This window comes from Cellulomonas sp. ACRRI (genome assembly GCF_022346185.1).
Classification (GTDB): domain Bacteria; phylum Actinomycetota; class Actinomycetes; order Actinomycetales; family Cellulomonadaceae; genus Cellulomonas.
This window is the reverse complement of record NZ_JAKRMS010000007.1, coordinates 13,891-36,601: the sequence shown is the minus strand read 5'-3', so window position 1 is coordinate 36,601 and position 22,711 is coordinate 13,891. Positions and strand designations below refer to the sequence as shown.

Annotated in this window: 30 protein-coding genes; 28 read left to right on the top strand and 2 right to left on the bottom strand. The window is 70.8% G+C overall.

Annotated features, from left to right (window positions below; translation table 11 throughout):
- Positions 1 to 120 precede the first annotated feature (120 nt).
- The 4 genes from MHY85_RS03215 to MHY85_RS03200 are packed head-to-tail and all read left to right on the top strand — an operon-like array spanning position 121 to position 3,704.
- The gene (locus MHY85_RS03215; protein WP_239193121.1) at positions 121 to 1,023 is read left to right on the top strand and encodes a hypothetical protein; all 903 of its coding nucleotides are present in this window, start codon (positions 121 to 123) and stop codon (positions 1,021 to 1,023) included.
- On the top strand, positions 1,020 to 1,412 hold the full coding sequence (locus tag MHY85_RS03210; protein ID WP_239193119.1) for a hypothetical protein: 393 nt from the start codon (positions 1,020 to 1,022) through the stop codon (positions 1,410 to 1,412). The genes MHY85_RS03215 and MHY85_RS03210 overlap by 4 nt, the downstream gene beginning before the upstream one ends.
- Positions 1,409 to 2,635 (top strand): AAA family ATPase, encoded by a 1,227-nt coding sequence (locus tag MHY85_RS21730; RefSeq protein ID WP_239193117.1) that lies wholly within the window; start codon positions 1,409 to 1,411, stop codon positions 2,633 to 2,635. Before MHY85_RS03210 ends, MHY85_RS21730 begins: the two co-directional genes overlap by 4 nt.
- 43 nt (positions 2,636 to 2,678) lie before the next feature.
- A complete protein-coding gene (locus MHY85_RS03200; protein WP_239193115.1) occupies positions 2,679 to 3,704 on the top strand; it encodes a hypothetical protein in 1,026 nt (341 codons plus the stop codon).
- Positions 3,705 to 3,843: 139 nt separating this feature from the next.
- Here MHY85_RS03200 and MHY85_RS03195 read toward each other — a convergent pair whose 3' ends face one another.
- Positions 3,844 to 4,104 (bottom strand): hypothetical protein, encoded by a 261-nt coding sequence (locus MHY85_RS03195; RefSeq protein WP_239193107.1) that lies wholly within the window; start codon positions 4,102 to 4,104, stop codon positions 3,844 to 3,846.
- A gap of 174 nt (positions 4,105 to 4,278) precedes the next feature.
- Here MHY85_RS03195 and MHY85_RS03190 point away from each other — a divergent pair, with 174 nt between their 5' ends.
- The 19 genes from MHY85_RS03190 (at position 4,279) to MHY85_RS03100 (ending at position 14,916) form a co-directional block, all read left to right on the top strand.
- Positions 4,279 to 4,599 carry an HNH endonuclease gene (locus tag MHY85_RS03190; RefSeq protein ID WP_239193105.1) on the top strand — a complete coding sequence of 107 codons (321 nt, stop codon included), beginning with the start codon at positions 4,279 to 4,281 and terminating at the stop codon, positions 4,597 to 4,599.
- 454 nt (positions 4,600 to 5,053) lie between these two features.
- Complete coding sequence (locus MHY85_RS03185; protein ID WP_239193103.1) at positions 5,054 to 5,293, top strand: hypothetical protein; 240 nt, start codon at positions 5,054 to 5,056, stop codon at positions 5,291 to 5,293.
- Between the two features lie 11 nt (positions 5,294 to 5,304).
- Positions 5,305 to 5,709, top strand: coding sequence for a hypothetical protein (locus tag MHY85_RS03180; RefSeq protein ID WP_239193101.1), 405 nt, complete (start codon positions 5,305 to 5,307; stop codon positions 5,707 to 5,709).
- On the top strand, positions 5,630 to 7,171 hold the full coding sequence (locus tag MHY85_RS03175; RefSeq protein ID WP_239193099.1) for a terminase large subunit domain-containing protein: 1,542 nt from the start codon (positions 5,630 to 5,632) through the stop codon (positions 7,169 to 7,171). The genes MHY85_RS03180 and MHY85_RS03175 overlap by 80 nt, the downstream gene beginning before the upstream one ends.
- Positions 7,172 to 7,221: 50 nt before the next feature.
- The gene (locus MHY85_RS03170; RefSeq protein WP_239193097.1) at positions 7,222 to 8,592 is read left to right on the top strand and encodes a phage portal protein; all 1,371 of its coding nucleotides are present in this window, start codon (positions 7,222 to 7,224) and stop codon (positions 8,590 to 8,592) included.
- A 3-nt stretch (positions 8,593 to 8,595) separates the two neighbouring features.
- Positions 8,596 to 9,288 (top strand): hypothetical protein, encoded by a 693-nt coding sequence (locus MHY85_RS03165; RefSeq protein WP_239193095.1) that lies wholly within the window; start codon positions 8,596 to 8,598, stop codon positions 9,286 to 9,288.
- A 65-nt stretch (positions 9,289 to 9,353) separates the two neighbouring features.
- Positions 9,354 to 9,806, top strand: a complete 453-nt coding sequence (locus MHY85_RS03160) for a hypothetical protein (protein WP_239193093.1) — start codon at positions 9,354 to 9,356, stop codon at positions 9,804 to 9,806.
- Between the two features lie 21 nt (positions 9,807 to 9,827).
- Positions 9,828 to 10,727, top strand: coding sequence for a major capsid protein (locus MHY85_RS03155; RefSeq protein ID WP_239193091.1), 900 nt, complete (start codon positions 9,828 to 9,830; stop codon positions 10,725 to 10,727).
- The gene (locus MHY85_RS03150; RefSeq protein ID WP_239193089.1) at positions 10,727 to 11,062 is read left to right on the top strand and encodes a hypothetical protein; all 336 of its coding nucleotides are present in this window, start codon (positions 10,727 to 10,729) and stop codon (positions 11,060 to 11,062) included. The genes MHY85_RS03155 and MHY85_RS03150 overlap by 1 nt, the downstream gene beginning before the upstream one ends.
- The gene (locus tag MHY85_RS03145; protein ID WP_239193087.1) at positions 11,059 to 11,301 is read left to right on the top strand and encodes a hypothetical protein; all 243 of its coding nucleotides are present in this window, start codon (positions 11,059 to 11,061) and stop codon (positions 11,299 to 11,301) included. The genes MHY85_RS03150 and MHY85_RS03145 overlap by 4 nt, the downstream gene beginning before the upstream one ends.
- Positions 11,302 to 11,315: 14 nt before the next feature.
- On the top strand, positions 11,316 to 11,819 hold the full coding sequence (locus MHY85_RS03140) for a Gp19/Gp15/Gp42 family protein (protein WP_239193085.1): 504 nt from the start codon (positions 11,316 to 11,318) through the stop codon (positions 11,817 to 11,819).
- The gene (locus MHY85_RS03135; protein WP_239193083.1) at positions 11,819 to 12,160 is read left to right on the top strand and encodes a hypothetical protein; all 342 of its coding nucleotides are present in this window, start codon (positions 11,819 to 11,821) and stop codon (positions 12,158 to 12,160) included. Before MHY85_RS03140 ends, MHY85_RS03135 begins: the two co-directional genes overlap by 1 nt.
- A gap of 1 nt (position 12,161) precedes the next feature.
- Entirely contained in the window at positions 12,162 to 12,347 is a 186-nt protein-coding gene (locus MHY85_RS03130; RefSeq protein ID WP_239193081.1) for a hypothetical protein, read from the top strand.
- 1 nt (position 12,348) lies between these two features.
- A complete protein-coding gene (locus MHY85_RS03125; RefSeq protein WP_239193080.1) occupies positions 12,349 to 12,615 on the top strand; it encodes a hypothetical protein in 267 nt (88 codons plus the stop codon).
- The gene (locus MHY85_RS03120) at positions 12,615 to 13,028 is read left to right on the top strand and encodes a hypothetical protein (protein WP_239193079.1); all 414 of its coding nucleotides are present in this window, start codon (positions 12,615 to 12,617) and stop codon (positions 13,026 to 13,028) included. The genes MHY85_RS03125 and MHY85_RS03120 overlap by 1 nt, the downstream gene beginning before the upstream one ends.
- Complete coding sequence (locus tag MHY85_RS03115) at positions 13,025 to 13,327, top strand: hypothetical protein (protein ID WP_239193078.1); 303 nt, start codon at positions 13,025 to 13,027, stop codon at positions 13,325 to 13,327. The genes MHY85_RS03120 and MHY85_RS03115 overlap by 4 nt, the downstream gene beginning before the upstream one ends.
- A 75-nt stretch (positions 13,328 to 13,402) precedes the next feature.
- The gene (locus tag MHY85_RS03110; protein ID WP_239193076.1) at positions 13,403 to 13,981 is read left to right on the top strand and encodes a hypothetical protein; all 579 of its coding nucleotides are present in this window, start codon (positions 13,403 to 13,405) and stop codon (positions 13,979 to 13,981) included.
- 96 nt (positions 13,982 to 14,077) lie between these two features.
- Positions 14,078 to 14,419 (top strand): hypothetical protein, encoded by a 342-nt coding sequence (locus MHY85_RS03105; RefSeq protein WP_239193074.1) that lies wholly within the window; start codon positions 14,078 to 14,080, stop codon positions 14,417 to 14,419.
- Between the two features lie 80 nt (positions 14,420 to 14,499).
- Complete coding sequence (locus MHY85_RS03100; protein WP_239193072.1) at positions 14,500 to 14,916, top strand: hypothetical protein; 417 nt, start codon at positions 14,500 to 14,502, stop codon at positions 14,914 to 14,916.
- On the opposite strand, the gene MHY85_RS03095 is transcribed toward MHY85_RS03100, so the two are convergent.
- Positions 14,900 to 15,076, bottom strand: coding sequence for a hypothetical protein (locus tag MHY85_RS03095; protein ID WP_239193070.1), 177 nt, complete (start codon positions 15,074 to 15,076; stop codon positions 14,900 to 14,902). The genes MHY85_RS03100 and MHY85_RS03095 overlap by 17 nt on opposite strands.
- A gap of 59 nt (positions 15,077 to 15,135) precedes the next feature.
- On the opposite strand from MHY85_RS03095, the gene MHY85_RS03090 reads away from it, so the two are divergent.
- Genes MHY85_RS03090 through MHY85_RS03070 form a run of 5 tightly spaced genes read left to right on the top strand, consistent with a single transcriptional unit; the run spans position 15,136 to position 22,677 of the window.
- Positions 15,136 to 17,676 (top strand): tape measure protein, encoded by a 2,541-nt coding sequence (locus MHY85_RS03090; RefSeq protein WP_239193068.1) that lies wholly within the window; start codon positions 15,136 to 15,138, stop codon positions 17,674 to 17,676.
- Positions 17,676 to 18,524 (top strand): phage tail family protein, encoded by an 849-nt coding sequence (locus MHY85_RS03085; RefSeq protein WP_239193066.1) that lies wholly within the window; start codon positions 17,676 to 17,678, stop codon positions 18,522 to 18,524. Before MHY85_RS03090 ends, MHY85_RS03085 begins: the two co-directional genes overlap by 1 nt.
- Positions 18,525 to 18,549: 25 nt before the next feature.
- Complete coding sequence (locus MHY85_RS03080) at positions 18,550 to 19,497, top strand: hypothetical protein (protein WP_239193064.1); 948 nt, start codon at positions 18,550 to 18,552, stop codon at positions 19,495 to 19,497.
- A complete protein-coding gene (locus tag MHY85_RS03075) occupies positions 19,497 to 20,588 on the top strand; it encodes a hypothetical protein (RefSeq protein ID WP_239193062.1) in 1,092 nt (363 codons plus the stop codon). Before MHY85_RS03080 ends, MHY85_RS03075 begins: the two co-directional genes overlap by 1 nt.
- A gap of 1 nt (position 20,589) precedes the next feature.
- On the top strand, positions 20,590 to 22,677 hold the full coding sequence (locus tag MHY85_RS03070; protein ID WP_239193060.1) for a hypothetical protein: 2,088 nt from the start codon (positions 20,590 to 20,592) through the stop codon (positions 22,675 to 22,677).
- The last annotated feature ends 34 nt before the right edge of the window (positions 22,678 to 22,711 follow it).

Sequence of the window (22,711 nt, the reverse complement as noted above, 5' to 3'; positions counted from 1 at the left end):
CGCGCTGTACACCCTGAGCGCGTCTCGCTGGTCCTCAGCCCGGTCGACCATTCGCCCATCGTCGCACCGTCCGGGATACCTGCGCGGAGGAAATCGCACCCTCAGCGATGGAGGGCAGCCGTGACAGCCCGCAAGATTCCCGGGGAGTTCGTCCCTCTGCACGTCCACTTCCAACGCGACCCCCGCCTCCGAGGCGCCGGCGCGAACGCAGAGCTGCTGTTCATCCGCGCTCTGGCGCACGCGAGAGTGCACAAGACGGACGGAGCCGTGACGGAGTTCGACCTCAGGAGCGTCGGAGCGGGACTCCGACGACCGCGCGAGGCGGCCCAGGCGCTCGTGCGAGAAGGGCTATGGATCACCACCCACGACGGGTGGCAGATCCGGTCCTGGGAGAAGTGGAACGGCCTGAACACGCAGGCCACCGGCGCGCAGAGCCGTGGAGGCACCACCGCGGCTCACAACCGTTGGCACCGGGATCGAGGCGAGTTCGACCCCGACTGCCCCCTGTGTGCGGACGTAAGTAGCCATGTGAGTGCTAGTAGCTCCGGATGGGTAGAAGGAGAGGAAGAAGAAGAGAGAGAAGGAGAGAAAGAGGAAGAACACTCGTCGGAAGTCGCTGACGCGACATCCCGACCCGATGTCGACGACGACCCCCGGCCCGAGGTCCTAGATCTCCTCGACTTCCTCGACGAGCGAGTCCAGGAGAACGGCTTCAAGAAGCCAGCCAGGACGAAGGCGAACCGGAGCGCCGCCCGGCTCCTCCTGGACCGGGACGGGCGAACCGTCGACCAGGTCCGCTCCGCGATCACGTGGGCGACCGACCACGAGTTCTGGCGGCTGAACATCCGGTCGATGTCGAAGCTCCGGCAGCAGTACGACCGGCTTCAGGCCCAGGCAGCCGCCGAACGCACGAAGACCGGGCGCCCAGCCGACCGCAGGGCCGACCTCATGGCCCGCGAGATGGAGAAGGCCCGCCTCGCCGACGAGGCCCGCGAGGCGACCAAGAACGGAGACACGAAGTGAACCAGCAGCAGACCCAGCAGGCCATCCACACCCTCAGCACCGCTGGCCTCCTCGGACTGATCGAGGGGCAGGCCGAGGTGTGGCTCCTCGCCCTCGACGACCTGCGCCACGACGACGTCCAGGCGGCGGTCCGGAAGGTGGTCGCCACCCGCACCTCCCGCGAGCGCTGGGTCACCCCCGGAGACATCCGTGAGGCCGTGGCCGTCGTCCACCACGAGCGCACCGAGCGCGCCAAGCCGGAGATCGCGCGGCGGGTACCCCAGTCGGTCATCGAGGTGGGCGGCGACATCACGTGGAAGTCGCTGGCCGAGAGCGCCATGCGGCAGGGCGCGACCCTCGCCGAGGCCACCCGCTTCGCCACCGACCGGGTTCTCGGCGGTGACAGGTGAGCCGGGTCACCGAGGCGGAGCGGTCGGTCATCGGCGCCGGCCTGCAGAACCCCGACAGCATCCGGTTCGCGCTTGAGGAGCAAATCAGCGGGGACGACTTCGAGGACCCGAGGCTCGGCAAGGTCTGGTCGCTGATGGTCGGCCTGCGTTCAGCCGGGACCGGTGTCGACGCCATCTCCGTCGGCGACGCAGCGGCCGAGCGCGGGATCCCCGGCGTTGACTTCCTGTACCTGCACCAGCTCGTCACCGAGACCCCGGTCACCGCCAACGTCGGGTACTGGGCTCGCATGGTGCGCGAAGGCGGCATCCGACGGCGCCTGACCGCGCTCGGTCTGCATGCCGTCCAGCTCGCCGACGGGTGGGGGAACCTCGACGAGGTCATGAGCCTCGTCCGCCGCGAGTGGGACGCCGTCCGAGGCTCTGTGTCCGCCCCGATGGAGGCCAAGCCGCTCGGCGAGGTGCTGGACGGGTCCGACGCCTACGACTGGCTCATCCCAGACCTCCTCGAGCGGATGGACCGGGTCGTCCTCACCGGCGGCGAGGGCGCCGGGAAGTCCACGTTCGTCCGGCAGATCGCTGTCATGGCCGCCGCAGGCCTCCACCCGATGACCGGGCGCCCGATCGACCCGATCAAGGTCCTCGTCGTCGACACTGAGAACACGGAGAAGCAGTGGCGGCGAGCCACCCGACCCCTCGTCACCAAGGCCCGTCTCGCCGGGTCCGAGGACCCCGCCCGGACCGTCCAGCTCGCCTGCGTGCCCCGTATGGACATCACTACCGAGAAGGACCTCGGCGCCGTCCACCACCTCGTCGACGAGCACGAGCCCGACCTCCTCGTCATCGGGCCGCTCTACCGACTCATCCCCCGGGCCATCAACTCCGACGACGACGCCGCCCCGATGATCGCCGCCCTCGACTCACTCCGCGCCCGCGGCCTCGCCCTCGTCATGGAAGCGCACGCCGGCCACGCCACCAACAAGGGCGGTGACCGAGACCTCCGGCCACGCGGCAGCTCCGCCCTCATGGGCTGGCCCGAGTTCGGGTTCGGCATCGCCATGGACCCCAGCGACCTCAGCCGCAAGACCGCCAACCTCGTCCGCTGGCGAGGGGACCGAGACGAACGAGCCTGGCCCGAGAAGCTCGTCCGCGGCGGCGACTGGCCCTGGTCCGACGAACGCACCGCAGTCGTCCGCCAGTGGACCCCGCACTACCCAGCCGCATGACCACCCCGCCCGTCCTCGTCCCCGCCAACGAGAGGCACCACCCGTGACCAGCACCACCGACCACCAGCATGACTGGACCGAGACCACCCAGCCCGACGACACCCCCCGCACATGGGCGTGCGCCATCTGCCCGGCCACCGCCACCCAGTGCGCCACCTGCCACCGCATCCTCGACACCCACGGCCGCGTCTGCGACCACTGCGTGTCCCGCGCCCGCAACGACATCCGCGAGATCCGCGACCTCTACCAGCTCCTGCCCGACGTCATCGCCGCAGCCGCCGGCCTCCACGCCATCCGCTACGACACCCGCTTCGGCGCCGGCGAACCCCGACGCGCGAACGACACGACCATCCTCGGCGGTGCCGCCATGGTCATGGCCGCCGGCGGAACCGCCGACAAGACCCGCCTCGGCCGCGGCGAGACCACCATCGACCCCGCCCTCCTCGACGCAGAGCGCCGCGACCCCCCGTCCGTCCGCGCCGTGCTCACGTTCTGGGAAGAGGCCTGGCGCGACGCCCAGCAGCAGCCCGACCCGCAGACCACCGCCCTCAACGACACCGTCGAGTACCTCGCCGCGAACACCGCCTGGGCCGCCCAGCACGCCGACACCTGGACCGACTACCGCGCCGACCTCCGCGACCTCATCGGCCGCCTGCGGTTCCTCACCGGCGCATCCAAGGCACCCGTCCGCTCCGAGGTCCCCTGCCCCGAATGCGGCGGCACCGTCGTCCAGAAGTGGACCAACGCCGGCCTCGACGACACCCACACCTGCACCCGCTGCCACACCACCTGGCCCAGCCACGCGCACTTCGCCCGCGCCCTGCGCGCCACGTTCCACGACCTGCCCACCACGAACCCCGACACCCTCGTCACCCTCGACGACGCCCGCCGGATCCTCCCGGACCTCAAGCGGAACACCTTCAACGTCTGGCTCAAGCGCGACCGCGGCCGCGCTGACGCCGGCCACCCCCGACAGATGCCCGAGCACGGCACTGATCCGCACGGCAAGCCGCTGTACCGCCTCGGCGACATCGCCACAAAGCTCAACCCCGCGCCAGAGGTCGCCTGAGGCCCAGCGCCCCGGTGTGTCGTACCTGGACCGAGCGGCACACCGGGTGCTAGATTCTGGCTGTCACCGGATCAACGGGTGACGTGTACCCAAGGCCCGACGCACACGGTGAGACACCGCGAGCGCCGGGCCTTCCTCGTTACTCCTTGATGAGCGCCGCAGCAGCCCTCAGCTGCTGGGCGATGGCCAACGCCTGCTCCTTGGTCAACCCCAAGTTGATGATCTCCTCAGCCGTACCGGTCGCTGCGGTCTGGACCGATGAGACGCCGAACTGAGCAATCACCATGAACGGCTCGATCGACCCATCCTTGGAGCCTCCGAACACCTCAGGGCCGGTCGCGCCAGCGACGGAGCTCACAACCATGCGCAGGGACTTCAGGTCAGCCGAGACGGGTTCCATCGCCACAAAGTGGCGCCATGGCCGAGGTCTGGGGGGCGAATCGACCATGCCAGGCGAGCACGGCGACATCTGGGTTTGGTGGGGCGGCTGGGACCCCGGGGACGTCTTCGACGCCATGGTCACCCACCACCCCCAGCCCGGACTCACCCCCAGGGGTACCCACCCCAGCGGGAGGTGACCGACGTGGCACGGAACCCGCGCTACGCCAACGGGCACCGACGCCGGCAACGCCGCGCCACCCTCCTCGCCCAAGGCGGCACCTGCGCGTGGCCCGCCTGCCCGTGGCCGAGCGAACCCTTCGACCGCACGCTCCACCACCTCGACGACCGCTTCCCCGTCGTCGACGAGATCATCCCCATCAGCCGCGGCGGCTCACCAACCAGCCACGACAACACCCGACTCCTCCACCGCTGGTGCAACCAGCAACGGGGCGACGGACGACGAACACCCAAGACAACATCGACGACCCCTGTCATCGCCTCCGACATCTGGTGACGACAACACCCACCCGGGCAACCCGTGGCCGACGGGGGGGGACCACCCCCTCCCCCCACCCACAAGGCGCCCCCGTAGGCATAGCGCCCTTTCACACACAGAGCGCTGACCTGCGGATTCGCCGATCGGTTCGGTCGGTTCGGAACGTCGTGCCTGGTGGCGATGGGGGTTTCGTAACGCTAGACTGGGCCGCATGAGGACGTGCCCGTGCGGAGTCGAGCTGCCGACGCTCGCGGGTCCGGGGCGTCCTCGGTCGTACTGCTCGTCGGCATGTCGGCAGCGGGCATACCGAGGTCGCGAGGTCCCTGCGGAGATGCGGGGCCGGCGGTGGGTCCGCGCAGACGGGAAGCGCCCGATCCGCTGTGACGGCCAGTGGGCCTCGAGCACGAAGGCTTGGACGTGGGCAACGCTCGCCGAAGTCCGGCGGTCCACCGCTGGTGACGGCGTCGGGGTGATGCTCGGCGGAGGTCTCGGCTGCTACGACCTGGACCACTGTTCGGACGAGCAGGTGTGGGCGTTCGTCGTCGCGGTGCCCGAGCGGGTCCTGCTGGTTGAGCGATCCTCGTCCGGCACCGGCGCGCACGTGTTCGTCGAGGCCGACGAGCAGCCCGGGTGGAAGCGCACGGTCAACGGCCTGAGCGTCGAGCGGTACACCCGCGAACGCTTCATCAGGGTGACCCTCGACCGCATGTAGGGAGGCCGGCCGTGACGACGTCCGCTGAGCGGTTCCGCGCGCACATGGAGCAGGCTTCGGCCGCGGACCCCGCGGTCGCCGCCCTGGTGGTAGAGGCCTGCCGAATCATGGACCGCCTCGACCAGATCGACGGGATCGTGACCGGCAAGTCCGAGTGGATCGAGCTCATGCACTTCCGGACGAAGACGGAAGCCGGCGACGAGATCACCGTGACCCTCGACGACTGCTTGGGCGAGGCCCGCCAGCAGGCGAACGCTCTGCGGGGTCTGCTCTCCCAGCTCGGGATCGGCAAGGCCGACCTGTCAGGCAAGACTGCGGAGAAGGCGAGGGATCCGCTTGACGACCTCGCCGCCCGTCGCGCTGCTCGGGGAGGCGCCACCGCGCGCCCTGGTCGTGCCGCAGGGGGCACGAGCTAACTCCTGGGAGGACGTAGCCGACCTCTCGGCGGCGTTCGGGGTGAGCCTGGATGGTTGGCAGGAGCAGATCCTGCAGGCCGCGATGGGTGAGCGCCGCGACCGGACATGGGCTGCGAAGCGAGTGGGCGTGACCGTCCCTCGGCAGAACGGGAAGTCGCAGCTGCTCGTGGCGCGGGGCCTTTCTGGTGCGCTGCTGTTCGGTGAGCGAAAGATCGTGATCTCGGCGCACCAGCAGGACACGGCGCGCGAGGCGTTCGCGAAGCTGATGGAGATCATCGAGGCGGATGCGAACGCGTCGCTGCGCGCCCGCGTGAAGTCCGTGATGAACGCCCTGAACCGCGAGCACGTGAAGTTCACGAACGGCGCGACGATCCAGTTCAAGGCGCGATCGGGCGCAGGCGGCAAGGGCTTCTCGTCGGACTGCCTGCTGCTGGACGAGGCGCAGATCCTCGGTGCCCGGGCGTGGACGTCGATCAACTCGACGATGTCCGCGATGCCGAACCCGCAGGTGTGGCTCCTGGGTACCGCACCGCAGGAGGAGGACGACTCGGAGGTCTTCGAGTCGGTCCGGGCGGCGGCGGTCGAGGGCAAGTCGACCACGTCCGCCTGGTGCGAGTGGGGCGCCGACCCGGACTCCCCGGAGTACGCGGCCGCGAAGGCCGACCTCGAGGCGCGCCGCTGGTCAGCCGCGGTTGAGTACGTGTGCTGGGCCGCGAACCCGGCGTGGAACACGCGGCTGAACCACGAGGTGGTCCAGGGCGAGTGCGAGACGTACTCCTCCGACCGCTTCGGGCAGGACCGCCTCGGCATCTGGAAGTCCGATCACGAGGCGCAGCGCACCATCACGGCCGCCGAGTGGAACGCCCTCGGTGTCACGGGGCCGCCCCAGGACGGCACCCCGTCGTTCGGTGTCGCGTACTCGGCCGACGGGACCCGCGTGGCGGTCTCGGGCGCGATGAAGCACGCCGATGGCGTCCACGTCGAGCTCGTCGGCGCGTACAGCGGCCCGACTGACTCCGGTGTTGGACCGCTCGCTGACTGGCTCGCTGAGCGCTGGCAGAAGACGGCGACGATCGTGGTCTCCGGCAAGGCCGGCGCGTCGATCCTCGTCGAGGCGCTGCGCTCGCGGGGTGTGAGTGCCCGGTGCATCCACGTCGCGACGACCCAGGACTACTTCACCGCCTGCGCGATGCTCCTCGACACGGTGCGCGCCGCGCGCCTGGCGGCCACTGAGCTGCCCGGGACGCCGCTGCCGCTGACGCACCTGTCCACTTCCGGGCAGAAGGCCCTCGACGACTCGATCGCGGTCAGCAACAAGACGGCGCGCGGCACGAGCGGCTCCTGGGGCTGGCAGGCGACCACCGACGACGGCGACGAGACCCCGACCGAGGCGGTCTCCCTGGCCCTGTGGGGCGCACGCACCAGCAAGCGACGACCCGGGCGGAAGGCGGTGGTGCTCTAGTGGTGATCGCTACTGCGTCCTCGGCTGTGCTCGACGGTCTGCCGCGGTTCATGACGAACGTGACCGCCGCCGAGCTCGACACGATCCGGTCCCTGGTGGCGACGTGGCGCGCGAAGCAGCCGCGGAACCTGCTGCGGTCGACGTACTACGACGGCAAGATGCCGCTGAAGCCGACGGGCAACATCCCGCCGGAGGCCTTCCACCGCATCAAGGCTGTGCTGGGCTGGCCGGAGAAGTCCGTCAGCGGCCTGGCCGAGCGCACCGTCTTCGACGGGTACGTCTCGCCTGGGCAGACGCAGGACCCGTTCGGGCTCACCCCGCTGCTCGAGGCCAATCGGTTCGACCTGGACCTGCCGCAGGCGATCGTGTCGGCGTACAAGCACTCGTGCTCGTTCATGACGATCGCACGCGGCGACACCCAGGCCGGCGAGCCCGAAGTGCTCGTCATGGCCCGTTCCGCGGAGTGGTCGGCCGGCCTGTGGGACAAGCGGCGCCGCGCGGTAAGCGCGGCCCTGGCCGTCACCGCTACCGACGACAACGGCAACCCGACGGCGATGGACGTCTACCTGCCGGGCCTGGTGCTGCTGTGCGCCCGCCGCCCCTCCGGGTCGTGGGTCGCCGAGCGGCGGGCTGCACAGCTGCAGGAGGTGCTGGTCGAGCCCCTGGCCTACGACCCGCAGCTCGACCGCCCGTTCGGGCGCTCGCGGATCAGCCGTGCGGTCATGAACATCACCGACCACGCCCTGACGACCATCGTGCGGACCGAGATCGGCGCGGACTTCTACGCCGTGCCGCGGATGGCCGCGCTCGGGGTCGCCGAGGACGCGTTCAAGCGTGGGAAGTGGCAGGCGGCGATCGACCGCTGGTTCGCGCTCACGCGTGATGAGGAGGGCGAGCTGCCGTCGGTGCAGCAGTTCGCGCAGATGACGATGCAGCCGCTCATGGACCAGTACCGGATGTACGCCTCGCAGTTCTCGGGCGAGACCGGGCTGCCGGTGTCGGCGCTGGGCATCGTGCAGGACAACCCGCCGTCGGCGGAGGCCCTGTACGCCGCGGAGAAGGACCTGATCGTCAAGGCCCGGGCGACCACCAAGACCCTCGGTGCAGCGCTGAGGCAGGTCGCCCGCAAGGTCGTCCTCGTCCGAGACGGGAAGACCGAGGCGTCGGACGAGCTGCGTGCGATCCAGACGAACTGGCTCAACCCGGCGTTCACCTCTCCGGTCACGGCCGCGGATGCGCTGGTGAAGCTGGCGACGGTGTTCCCCTGGCTCGGGGAGACCGAGGACGGCCTGCGGTACGCCGGCTTCACCGAGGCCGAGATCACGCGGCTGCTCGCGGACAAGCGTCGCGCGCAGACAGGGGCACGCACCGCCGCGCTGATCGCTGCGGGCCAGCAGGCCGCCGCAACGCCGGAGGAGTGATCCGTGCCCTCCGCGGAGGAAGTCGCGCGGTACCGGTCCCAGCAGGCCGGGATCGCGGCGCTGGTCAAGCGTGACCTGACGGCGTTCTGGAACAGCCTGGACCTGAACCGGCCAGAGGCAGCCCGGGACGCGCTGCTGCGGTTCATGCCGTCGCTCGTGACCGAGTACGGCGAGACCGCGGCGAGCGTGGCGGCCGACTGGTACGACGACATGCGGTTCTCCGAGGGCGTCCCCGGACGGTTCCGCGCCGAGATGGCCGATGCCGTCGCGGACGCTCTGGTCGAGTCGCAGGTCCGGTTCGGGGCCCAGCACCTCTTCACAGACACCCCGACCGGAACCCTGGACTTCCTGACCCTCGCGGTCACGAAGTACGCCCTGTACCCCGGCCGGGCCACGATCGCCCGGTCGGCGAACCTCGACCCCGCCGCATCCGGCTGGCAGCGGGTCGCGCGACCCGGCGCCTGCAAGTTCTGCCGGATGCTCGCGGGCCGCGGCGGGGTCTACAAGGAGGCGACCGCGCACTTCGCTTCGCACGGCGACTGCGGATGCGCCGCGGTGCCCTCCTGGGACCGCGACGCACCGGAGGTCGACGTCCGCGCCTACGTGGCGTCCGAGCGGACCTCGCGGATGAGCCCCGAGCAGCGCGAACGGCACAACGCGCGCGTGCGCGCCTTCCTGGACGAGATGTCCGACTGAGACCACCCGCACCAGCGGGTTTACGCCTACCCGAGCGGTCAATCGGGGTGCAGAGGAGCAGCTACATGGAGTTCCCGATCACCGTCGACTCGCAGGCCGCGTTCGACGAGCTCGTCAAGGACCGCCTCGTGCGAGAGCGCGCGAAGTTCGCGGACTACGACGACCTCAAGAACAAGGCTGCCGAGGCGGACACGAAGATCGCCGCCGCCGAGCAGGCCACCGCCGAAGCCGTATCCCGCGCGGAGACCGCCGAAGGCAAGGTCGCGACCTTCGAAGGCAAGCAGCAGGTCGCCGACTGGGCCAAGGAGATCGTCAAGGACTCCGCCGTCCCGGCATCCGCCCTGCGCGGATCGACGCGTGAGGAGCTCGAGGCGCACTTCGCAGAGCTCAAGCCGCTCCTGACGGCGCAGTCCGCGCCGGTCATCCCCAACCAGGGCGACGAGCCCAACCCCACCGCAGGCGCCACCAACGAAAGCCGCGAGTTCGTGCGCGACTTCTTCGGCGGCGGCAGCGACTGACCCTTCCGGAAGGACATCACCATGGCCGTCTTCGGCACCGGCGACCTCAAGAACCTGCCCCGCAACATCGCGGACGGCATGGTCAAGGACGCCAAGACCGGGTCGACGATCGCCGCGCTCTCGGGTCGTGAGGCCCAGCGGTTCGGCAACGTCGACATCATCACGTTCAACGACTTCCCCAAGGCCGAGTTCGTCGGCCAGGGCGCCGACAAGGGCTCGAGCGGCGGGTCGTTCGGCTCTGTGACCGCCGAGCCCCACAAGGCGCAGGTCACCATGCGGTTCAACGAGGAGGTCCAGTGGGCCGACGAGGACTACCAGCTCGGCGTCCTGCAGGAGCTCGCTGACGCCGGCAAGATCGCGCTCGCCCGCGCGCTCGACCTCGGCCTGTACTACCGGATCAACCCGCTGACCGGCACGGCGATCTCCGGGTGGACGAACTACCTGAACACCACGACCAAGCGCGTGGAGATCACGTCCACCTCGGCGGCCGACATGGACATCGAGACCGCCGTCGGGCTGGTCATCGGCGCTCAGAAGCCCGTCACGGGTATCGCGCTCGACCCGTCCTACGCCTGGACCCTCGCGACGGCGCGGTTCGGCGACGGGCGCAAGAAGTTCCCCGAGCTCGGGTTCGGGGTGAACCTCTCGTCGTTCCAGGGCCTTCCCGCCTCCGTCGGAGACACCGTCTCCGGCCGTCCCGAGGCCGCCGACACCAAGGTCCGCGCGATCGTCGGTGACTTCCGCTCCGGCATCCGCTGGGGTGTGCAGCGCGACATCCCGGTCGAGCTGATCAAGTACGGCGACCCCGACGGCCAGGGCGACCTCAAGCGCAAGAACCAGATCGCCCTGCGCCTCGAGATCGTCTACGGCTGGTACGTGTTCGCGGACCGCTTCGCGGTCGTCGAGGACGCGACGGCCTGATGCCTCGTCTCCGCAACTCCCGGACCGGTGTCGTCGTGAACGTCGACGACGACACCGCGTCCCGGCTCGACAAGGACTGGAAGCCGTTCGAGCACGGCACCAGCACCCCCGACGGCTCCGACTCGCACTCCGGCGAGGTCAAGGCGCCGAAGGGCAACGCGTCTCGCGAGGCGTGGTTCGCACACGCCACCGACGTCCTCGGGCTCGACGTGCCCGAAGACGCGACGCAGAAGCAGATCCGGGCGCTCGTCGCCGAGGCCGCCGCCGAGTCCACCGAGGACGAGGACGACGACAGCGACGACGAGGGCATCGAGGACGAGGAGGCCGGCCAGTGAGCCAGTCCACCAAGCAGGTCCGGGTCGTCTCCCAGGCCGCCCCCGCGCGGGGGCAGGACTTCGAGACCACGGCGTTCTTCGACGCCACCGGCGCCCCGATCAAGCTCACCGGGGCCGCCGGCCTCATCGCGCTGACGCCCGTGACCACGCCCGACGCCACCGACGCGGCCTCGGCGGTGACCCTGGCGAACGCGCTGAAGGTCAAGGTCAACGCGATCATCGCCGCGCTGAAGGCCTGAGGGGAGGGACCGCCATGGCTGCGACGTCGTTCGCCACACCGGAGGACCTGACGCAGTCGTGGCGGTCCCTCACCTCAGACGAGGCCAACCGCGCGACCATGCTCCTGCGGTTCGCGTCGGCGATGATCCGGGTCGAGTGCCCGGGGATCGACGCGAAGATCACGACCGTTCCTCCGGCTACCGCGCCGGAGCTCGACCCGGACATCCCGCGGATGGTCGCGTGCGCGATGGTCAAGCGGGCGATGATCGTCGGGACCGAGGCTGAGGGCGTGAACGCCGAGCAGCAGACCGCCGGCCCGTTCGCGAAGTCCCTGACGTTCTCTAACCCGATGGGCAACCTCTACCTCACCAAGGCAGAGAAGCGGCTGCTCGGCTGCGGCGCGCAGACCGCGTTCACCGTCCCGATGGGCGGCGTCTCGACGGCTGTGCACGCCCCGTGGTGCAGCCTCGCGTTCGGCGCTACCTACTGCTCTTGCGGTGCGGACATCGCCGGCCGCCCGATCTACGAGGTGGGCTGATGGGCCTGCCGACCCCGTACACCGTCGTGCGCCTGCCCTACATCCCGGGAACGACGAACGCGCACGGCAACCCAGTCGACACCTGGGGCGCCCCCGCGACGCTCGCCGTGCACGGGTGGGCACCGCCGTCCGCGGACAAGACGCCGTCGGACTCCGCCCGCGACGCCGTGGAGCGCGACCTCGACCTGTACGCCCCCGCTGGCACCCCAGGCAGCCACAAGGACCTCTGGGTCATCGAGGGCGTCCCGTACAGCCAGTCGGGGCACGTCGAGGACTACACGAAGGGCCCGTGGCAGTGGGCCGCCGGCCTACGGATCAACCTCAAGCGCGTGGAGGGCTGACATGGCGACGATCGCGAGCACCGGCAAGGTCACCCTCCCGGCGTACATCGAAGTCGGCAGCCAGCTGGTGCACGTCGGGGATGTCGAGGTCGCGGTCGACATCCGCGCGGTGCGCTTCGAGGGCGACCGCGAAGACGAGATCGGCCGCCGGCTGCACGCCGTGCTCGACCTGTCCGTGGAGGACTGACGTGGCCCGCCGCGCGAAGATCCGCGTGAAGTGGCGTAACGGGGCGTTCGCCGACCTGCGCACGGAGCCGGCCGTGATGGACGAGCTCGACGCCTACGCCGAGCACATCGCCGCGGCCGCCGGAGACGGTTTCGAGGCGAGGATGGCCGAAGAGACAGGCGGCCGTGTCCGTGGCCGCGCGGCGGTCCTGACGACGACCACCGAGGCGATGCGCGACAACGCGAAGAACCACACGCTCCTGCGGGCGCTCGGGCAGGCGAAGGGCTGATGGACCTCACCGGCCCCCCGGACGCCGAGGCGATCACCATCGGTTACCTGAACCCGGCGCTCACGGCCCGAGGGGACGCGGCGCGCGCCTCGACCCGGGTGCCGCGCCCGCGGCCGCCCCGGTTCGTGCGTGTCTCGCTGACCGGCACCACGCCGCGGTCCGTCGCCCACACCGACGCGCAAGTCACGATCGAGTGCTGGGACACCGACAGCGCCGCGGCCGCCGAGCTCGCGCGGATCGTGTACGCGCTCATGTGCGCGATGGACACCCCCGATGGTCACGTCCCCCAGGGGCCGCGCGGGTGGGTCGGCGGCCCGGTCTACCTCGAGGACCCCACCGCCGGGAGCCCGCGCTACGTCATGACCCCGATCATCCGCACCCGCAACGCGACCCTGCCCGGAGGCACCCCGTGACCGCACCCGAGACCGTCACCCTGCACCACCCCGTCATCGCCGGCGTCACCACGACCGTCACCGGCAAGGCCAAGGCCGCCGAGTGGCGCAAGCAGGGCTGGTGCGACCAGCCGCCCTCCCGCCCCGGCGCCGCAGCCACGGAGCAGCACGACGCCCCCGCCGGCGAGCCCGACGCGTCCTGGACCGTCGCCCAACTCCGCGCCCACGCCGAGCAGCTCGACGTCGACGTCAGCACCGCGAAGACCAAGGACCAGATCCTCGCGGCGCTCGCGGGCCCCGAGCCCGACGCGACCGCGTAGCACGACCCCTCCCGTCGGCGACGGAAGGCCAGCACCACCACCCCTTGAGGCGGCGCACCCCGAGGGAGGGTCATCGTGACCAACAGCAAGAACGTCGTCGCCGGCCGGCCGAAGCCGAACGGCGCCATCTTCCGAGCGCCACTCAGCACGGCGCTGCCCACCAGCGAGTCCACGGCGCTCACGTCCGGCTACATCGGCCAGGGCTACGCCGCCGAGGACGGCCTCGAGCGGGCCATCAACAAGGCCTACGAGACGATCCGCGCCTGGGGCGGCGACGAGGTGAAGCGCTCGCGGACCGAGATCGGCGTGCAGCTCACGTTCACGCTCATCGAGGCGGCGAACGGCGAGGTCGCCAAGACGATCTGGGGCGAGGACGCGGTCACCATCACGGCGGCCACGGCGAGCGAGGGCACGAAGATCGCGGTCGCCTACGCCGGCGAGGACGTCGACGAGTCCGTGTGGGTCTTCGACCTGAAGGACGGGCGGCACCTGCGCCGCATCGTCGTGCCGCGCGGGCAGGTCACGACCGAGGACTTCACGCAGACGTTCTCCGACTCCGAGGTCATCGCGTACCCCGTGACGCTGACCCTCTTCAAGGACGAGAACGGCAACTACTTCTACGAGTACAGCGACGACGGCGTCACGACCGCCTGACCGCTGCCAGACCCCCGCGGGGGCGGAGTTCGCGCGCCGCCTCGCCGCCCCCGCGGGTCACATCCGAGGCGACGCACCATGAGGAGGCGCACCCCCATGACCACCACCCCCCGCAAGCCGAAGGACCGCCAGCCGAAGGCAACCGAGCAGGCGTCGACGTTCGAGGTGACCGTCCGCGGCGTCGACCTGTCGATCCCCGCCGAGCGGTTCGACGACTTCGAGCTGCTCTTCGACATGCAGACCATCGACCAGGGCGCATCCGACGCCGAGGCGCTGCCCCGCCTGATCGACGTCTTCAGCCGGTTCCTCGGGATCGCCGGCGCGAAGCGACTCATCGCCGCGGCCAAGGCTGACGGCCCGCTCGGGATCGCCGCCGGCGTCGCGCTCATCAACGAGGTGTTCGACGCGCTGAAGGGCACCTCGGCCCCAAACTCCTGAGGCTCGTCGGGTACCTGGTCAACCACCGAGGACCCCTGCGTGCGGACCTGCGCCGCGAGTACGGCCTCGACCTCGACCAGGTGCTCGCCGAGCGCACTGTCCGACCCACGGTCCTGCTGGACTACATCGAGAACCTGTCGCCGGGCGCGGCCCTGTGGCGGGCGATCGACCCGAACGTCCTGTGGGGCCTGCCCGAGATGCTCGCCGCGCTGCTGATCGACGAGATCCGGGCCCTGCGGTGGGTGTTCGAACGCGCGAACTTCAAGGGCCACAAGCCCCCGCCTGAGCCGCTCCCGCGCCCGGGGGTGGCCGGGTCGGAGACCACCGACCGCGACGTCATCGGCGCCGGCGAGGGATTCGACACGATCGCCGAGTTCGACGCTTGGTACGCCGAGATCCGCGCCGAGCAGCGCATGCCCGTCCCGGAGATCGACGCCCGCGGACGGGCGATGCCTCAACGCGACGCGCGGGGTCGGTTCGTTAGCGCGAGCGCGTGAGGACGTAGTCGACCTGGCCGGGCTTCCACTGGAAGGCCCCGCGCTTGTGCTCGGACACGACCTCCCAGCCCTCCTCGCGGAGCCGCACGAGTTCCTTCGCGCCCTTCTTCCGAGCGATGTCGAGGGTGACGCGCTTGGTATCGGTCTTCGACTTTCCCATGCCCGGGACGGTACCGCTCTCCACCTCGCCACGACACAGCCGAACGGGGGTGGCGAGCGTTGGCTACCGAGCTCGGAGTCGCGTACCTCAGCCTTGCGATCGAATCCGCAGGCGTCGCGAAGGACGTCAAGAAGGAGCTCGGCGAAGTCGAGTCCGCGGCGACCGAGACGGGCAAGCGGGCCGGGTCTTCGCTCGGTGGCGCGATCTCCTCCGGGCTGAAGGTCGCCACTGCGACCGCCGTCGGTCTCGCGACCGCGATCGGCGCCATCGCGCTCCAGGGCGGCATTGCCCGCGCCCTGGCGATCGAGAACGCCCAGGCCAAGCTCAAGGGTCTGGGACACGACGCGGGCTCGATCACGCAGATCATGAACGACGCCCTGGCATCGGTGAAGGGCACCGCGTTCGGGCTCGGAGACGCCGCAACGGTGGCCGCGGGCTTGGTCGCGTCTGGGGTGAAGCAGGGCAGCCAGCTCGAGGGTGTCTTGAAGACCGTCGCCGACACCGCGCAGATCTCCGGGCGCAGCCTCACGGACATCGGCACGATCTTCGGCTCCGTCGCCGCCCGCGGGAAGCTGCAAGGCGACGACATGCTTCAGCTGATGTCGTCCGGCGTGCCGGTGCTGCAACTTCTGGCCGACGAGCTGGGAACGACGTCGGCGGCCGTCTCGGAGATGGTCTCCGAGGGCAAGATCGACTTCGCCACGTTCGCCTCCGCAATGCAGGAGGGGTTCGGCGGGGCCGCGCTCGCCGGCGGCGAGACGTTCACTGGTGCGCTCGCCAACGTCCGCTCGGCCCTCGGCCGGTTCGGCGCACAGGTTGCGACCCCGGCCCTGGCCTCGCTCAAGGGCGTGTTCAACGACGCGATCCCCGCGATCGACGCTGTGACCGCGGGGGTCACCCCGCTGATCACGGCTCTCGCGGACCGCCTCGCCCCCGTCATCGCGGACCTCTCCGGCCGTCTCGCGGACATGGTCGCGGGCTTCGACTTCTCAGGTCTGGCGTCGAGCATCGGGGGCATCGCCGCGGTGCTGGCGCCCGTGCTCGGGCTCATCACCGGATCCGTCGGTGGCCTGATGACGAATATCCCGGTGATCGGCGGCCTGTTCTCTGGCCTTACTGGGCCGATCGGTCTCGCAGTCGGCGCGCTCGGCGCGCTCCTCGCCGTCGACCCGTCGACTCTGGCCGCGGGCTTCCAGTCGGTCATCCCGACGGTGATCAGCGCGGTGACGAGCCTGCTCGGCACCCTGCCCACGCTGATCGCTCAGGTGATCCCGACCCTCGCGACGAATCTCATCGGCAACATCCCGGTGATCGCCGCGGCCGCGGTCCAGCTGGTCCAGGGGCTCCTGACCGCGATCTCGGGGTCGCTCCCCATGATCATCGGCGCGCTGTCGCAGGTGGTGCCGGCCGTGGTGTCTGCGCTGTCGGCCGCGATCCCGTCGGTGATCGGCTCCGTCGTGATGCTGCTGCAGACGGTCGTCGGCGCGCTGCCGACCCTGATCCCGCAACTGCTGTCCGCGGCGATCATGCTGTTCCAGCAGCTCGTGCAGGCCGTGGTCACGATCGTCCCGCAGGTCCTCACCGCGCTGATCGCGATGATCCCTCAGGTCGTCACGACGCTGCTCACCGCGCTGCCCCAGCTGCTCACCGCGGCGCTAAGCCTGTTCCAGCAGATCGTGATGGGCCTGGTGACGGCGATCCCGCAGGTGATCACCGCGCTCATCGGGCTGCTCCCGATGGTGCTGAACGCGCTGCTGATGATGATCCCGACGCTGCTGACGACGGCGCTCACGCTCTTCTCGACGCTCATCACCGCGGTGATGGAGATGATCCCGAACCTGCTGGTCTCGATCGTCAACATGCTGCCGCAGATCATCAGCTCGCTGGTGGAGATGATCCCGACGCTGCTGGTGACGGCGATCCAGGTGTTCACGAGCCTGATCACCGGGCTGCTGCAGATGATCCCGCAGCTGCTCACCCAGATCGTCGGGATGCTGCCGCAGCTCGTCAGCACCCTGGTCGGGATGATCCCGACGCTGATCCAGGCGGCGACCCAGCTCTTCACCGGGCTCGTCGACGCGCTGCCGATCATCCTCCCGGAACTCGTCGGGGCGCTCGTCGCACTCGGGCCGGAGATGGTCCGCACGATCGTCGGGATGGTGCCGCTGCTGTTCCAGGCCGGCAAGGACCTGCTGAACGGCCTGATCGGCGGCATCAAGGACACGGTCGGCGCGGCGGTGACCGCCGTGAAGGACGCAGTCGGGTCGGTAATCGACGGCGCGAAGGACATCCTCGGGATCCACTCGCCGTCCCGGGTGTTCCGCGGGATCGGGCAGGACACGACCGAGGGCATGCGCCTCGGCCTACGCGACGGTGGCCGCGACGTGCGACGCGAGGTGATGGGCCTGGCCGCCGACCTGCCGTCGCGGGTCTCGGTGAACACCGACCTGGTGCCGCTGACGGCCGGCGCGCCCGGGGACGCGCGGTACACCGCGGAGATCGCGCTCAGCCAGGGCGCGACGGCGGAGTCGGTGGCCGAGGACCTGCTCTGGGCGATGCGCCGGCACGCGGCGTCTGGGAAGTACGGAGGCCGCGGCTGATGCGCATCGAGATCCGGGGCGTCGAGCTCGACCCCGATCGCCGTCCGTTCCTGCTCACGAGCCTCGAGACCGGGGAGACCGCGGTCCGGGCGGACGACACCGAGCGGCCGGGGGCGGACGGCGTGATCCCGGGCGCCGACCGGCTCGGGGCGCGGACGTGGACGATCGAGGCAGCCACGTTCAGTGACGACGACGCGACCGCCCGGCAGCGGATGGCAACCCTCACCGCGGCGTGGGAGCCGGTGTCCTCGCCGGTGGACCTCGTGCCGATGCGCTACGAGCACGAGGGTGCGTGGCGCCGCGTCTACGGCCGCCCGCGCCGGTTCGTCGAGACCGACTCCGGCCGCTTCGCTCGGTGGGGCGCGGCGACCGCGCTCGCGACGTTCGACGTGACCGACCCGCTGCACTACGCCGACACCGAGTCGAGCGTCGGGCTCGGCATCGTGCCGGCATCGTCGGCGCTGCTGCGGTTCCCGACGGCGCCACCGTTCCGGTGGACGTCGGAGGGCGCCCAAACGGTGCGCGGCGCGGTCGTGGGCGGAACCGCGAGGACTCCCGTGACCGCGCGGTTCTTCGGCCCCGTATCCCGGCCGTGGGTTCGCGTGGGCGGCGTGCTGATCCAGGTCCTGGGGAACCTCGCCTACGACCAGCAGCTCGTGATCGACGGCCGCCGGGCGCTCGTCACCCGCGGGGACGAGACGCCGTGGTCGGGGATGCTCTCGCCGGCCACGCGGCTGTCGGACCTGCGCCTGGCCCCGGGTGTGCACGAGGTGGTCTACGGCGGCACGGACGTGACCGGAACGAGCCGCGTCGAGGTGGCGTGGCGGGACGCATGGCGCTCCCTGTGAGCGGGACAACGAGAGGGGCGAGCTGATGCCGTCTGCATGGCTGATCGACGGTGTGGACGTGCCCGCGGCGGTGGGCCGCAACCTCGCCTACGTGGCGATCGGCGGGGCGCCCGGGGTGGTCGAGCCCGGTGGGTTCAAGGTGCAGCCGCTCGCGGTGCCGGGTGGTGCAGTCCGGGTGATGCCTGGCGCCGCTTCGGTCCTGAACCGCTACCCGGGTGGGGGGCAGCAGTCCTACGCCCTGTACGACCAGGTGCAGCGCGAGGTCCCGGTCCCGGCGACCGGGTCGAGCGGGTCGCGGACCGACATGGTCATCGCCCGGGTGTACGACCCGGAGTTCCAGACCGTCCCGGCCGACAAGGCGCCGGGTGCCGTCTTCGAGGTGCTGCAGAGCGTCCCGGCGTCGGCGATCGCCTCGCCTGCGGCGGCGCGGGCGTACTGCGCGGGCCTGGCTTACCCGGCTGAGCCGCTGGCCGGAATCACGCAGCCTCCGTCGAACGCGACCGTCACCACGGGGATGATCACCAGCCTGCGCGAGCTCGCGCGGCCGCGGTCCAAGCGGTCGCTGCTGGCGTCTCAGGTCACTGTCGCCCAGGACCTCTCGTCGACCGTCTTCGTCGACTGGCCGGCGTCTGTGCAGCCGGTGGTCGCGGTGCCCGCCTGGGCCACGCACTACAGCGCGCAGGCCATCCTCACGGGGGTCAACGCGGTCGGCGGCTCGGCGACGGGGGTCATCCGGTTCGTCCTGGACGGCGCCGGCAGCCCGGCGGACGTCCAGTTCCAGGCCGAGCAGGCGGGCGTCGTCGAGGCGATGATCGTCGCCGGCGGCCCGATCCCGCTGAACGCTGGCACCGCGGGGACGAACCGTCAGATGAAGCTCCGTGGTGTCCTCCAGGCGGGCCCCGGGGCGCTGCGTGCGCGGCAGGGCTACACCTCGCTCTCGATCGACATCGAGTTCACCGAGCAGACGGTCTGATGGCAGGCACCTGGCGCTACGTGTGCTTCGCGGAGCCGTCGGGTGCGTACCTCGGCGAGGTCCAGCTCGCCGGTGTGCGGCTGACCGAGGTGCTCTCCGGCCCGGACCGCCTCACCGGCACAGTCGTCGGGGACGCCCCGGCGTGGCTGCGCCCGTGGGAGTGCTCGGTGTACGCCGAGAACCCCGCGGGGCAGGTCGCCGTCGGTGGCCTGCTGACCGCCGCGGGCGGCGTCACCGGGCAGCGCGTCGCCGTCGACGTGATGGGGCGCGCCGGGTACCCCGGTGAGATGCCGTGGCTCGGGGATACCCAGGCGCTGGTACAGGTCGACCCGCTGGCGGTCGTGCGGATGATCTGGGCGCACCTGCAGTCCCAGCCGAACGGCAACCTCCGCGTGCAGGTCGACTCGACCACCAGTCCGGTGCGGGTAGGCACCGACGCCGAGCAGGTCGAGTTCACCACCGAGACCGGCGAGTCGGTCTCGTTCGAGGCCGGCCCGTTCCGGCTCGAGTGGTGGTCGACCACCGACCTCGGCTCGACGATCGACAAGCTCGCCACCGAGACCCCGTTCGACTACGCCGAGGACACGAGCTGGAACGCCGACCGCACCGCGCTGGTGCACCGGCTCCGGCTCGGCTACCCGGCGCTCGGTGCCCGCCGCACCGACCTGCGCCTGGTGGTCGGGGAGAACGTCATCCTCACCCCCGACCTGACAGGCGGGGACGACCTGTACGCCACGGAGGTGCACGCCCTGGGCGCCGGCACCGGCCGCACCCGCGTGCGCGCCCAGCTCACACGCGCCGCGGCCGGCGTGCGCCGCGTCCTGGTCTACACCGACACCTCCGCCCGCACCCGCGACGACCTGTCCACCGTCGCCCGCGCGGACCTCGCGTGGCGCGACGGCAGCCCTCTGCTCGACCAGATCACCGTCATCGACCACCCCAACACCCCGATCGCGGCGCTCGCGGCCGGCGACGAGGTGTTCGTCGCCGGTCAGGTCGGCGACTACGCGATCGACCGCTGGGTGCGAATCACATCGATCGAGACCTCTCCCGGCAGCGACCGGGCAGTCCTGGACCTGGTGGAGGTATGACGTGACCGTTGCCGCAGGAGCGGACGACCCCCAGCCGACTGCGGCGATCCGTGAGCTCGCGCGCCGGATCACGCGGTTGCAGCGGCAGATCGACGCCGGCGCGCACACCCCGGATCTCGGGCTGTCGGCGATCGAGGGCGGCGCGATCGACGGGTTCACGGTCGACGGGCAGATCACGACCCGCACCGGCGAGCAGCACGACGGGACGTTCGGCTCGGTGACGCTCGCCGGGCCGGTCCCGCCAACCCCGACCGCGCCGATCGCCGAGGGCGCCCCGGGCATGGCGAGCATCGCGTGGGACGGCGGGTTCCTCGAGGGCGCGCTCACGCCGATGGACTTCGCCCGCGTCGAGGTCTACGTCTCTGCCGCGCCGATCATCGACCCGATGCCGGCGCACCTGGTGGGCACGATCGAGACCCCGCAGGGCGCGGAGATCGTGACTCGCCGCGAGGCCGGCACGTACTACGTGCGCCTGGCGTCCCGGTCCCTCGCGGGCAAGGTGTCGCCGCTGTCGGAGGAGGTCACCGTCGAGGTGGCCGACCTGGTCGACACCGCGGCGATCGAGGACGAGCTCGCGAAGAAGACCACCATCATCCGCTCGACGGGCGACCCGGACGAGGACGGCGCCGCGGTCGGCGACCTGTGGTGGAAGATCGACGGGGACGGCCACGTCACCGCGCAGTGGCGATGGGACGGGACCGCCTGGCAGGTGCTGGCGATCAGCGGCCTGCTGATCGCCGCCGAGACGATCACGGCCGCGCAGATCGCCGCCGAGACGATCACCGCCGACCGGCTGCTCGCCGGGGCGATCACGACGCGCGAGCTCGCATCCCTGGCGGTCACGGCGGACAAGATCGCCGCGAACGCGATCACGGCGAGCAAGATCGCCGCCGGTGCGATCACCGCGGACAAGATCGCCGCGGGCAGCATCACCGCCGATCAGATGGCCCTGGGCATCTTCCGCACCCAGCGGGTCGCGAACTCCGGGTTCGAGATCACCCAGGCCACCGGTCCCGCCGTCCCGGGCAGCCGCACCACGATCCCCGGGTGGTCGTTCGAGGCCGGCGCGCACGGCACCGCGTTCGCGTTCGAGTACAAGACCGCCACCGCGGCGTTCTCCGGCAACGGCAAGGCCGTCCTGGTGAACAACGGCGCCGGCGACGACGGCGCGAAGCTCTACAGCGACCGGTTCGAGGTCCGCGCCGGGGAGGTCCTGCGCACCACCCTCGCCGTCATGAACACCACGGCGGTGAACGCCGGCGTGGCCGTGTGGATCCGGTACTACGACGCCACCGGCGCCGCGGTCGGCGGCTGGAACAACCTGTTCGTCGGGTACGTCCCGTCCTCCGGCGCCAAGTACGCGGGCGTCCCCACCGCCGACCACACCGCCCCGGCCGGCGCGATGGCCGCGCAGCTGCAGATCCAGAACCGCCGCGCGGCCGGGATGACCACGACGAACTACCTGTGCGTCGACGACGTCGCGGTCTACCCGGTCGGCGTGCAGTCGATGGACCTGTCGCCCGGGCTGTTCCGGATGTGGACCGACGCCGGCGTCATGGCGGTGTCTATCGACCCGATCACCGCCAAGTTCGGCAACGTCGTCGCCCAGAACGCCAGCGTCCAGGGCTCCCTCGACGTCACCGGCGGGGCGACGTTCGGGGACCAGGTGCAGGTCTACTCGCTCAAGAACATCTGGGCGAACAGCTCGACCCGCAAGTGGGCCGCGGCCCGCTCGTCCTACGCGGGCGACGCCACCGTGAACGCGGGGACCTCGATCCAGGTGATCGGCACGACCCTGAGCGGCGTCATCTGGCCTGGGGTGTACGCCGTCGTGATCAAGGCTTCGCTCGGGCAGAACGTTGCCACCGGCACCCTCACGACCACGCTCGTGCACCCCGGCGGCACCCGCGAGCTGCGTCGCTCGATCCCGGGCTCGTCCTACGCCGACGTCGAGATGGTCGGGTTCTTCACCGTCGCCCACGGGTACAGCGGCACCCTCACGGTCTACATGAACGCCGTGACGTCGGGCGGCACGCTCACCGTCTTCGGGTCGAGCACCTACGAGATCTACCGCGTCTACGACTTCTGAGCAGCGCGAGCCGCTGCCCCAACCCTGGGAGAGC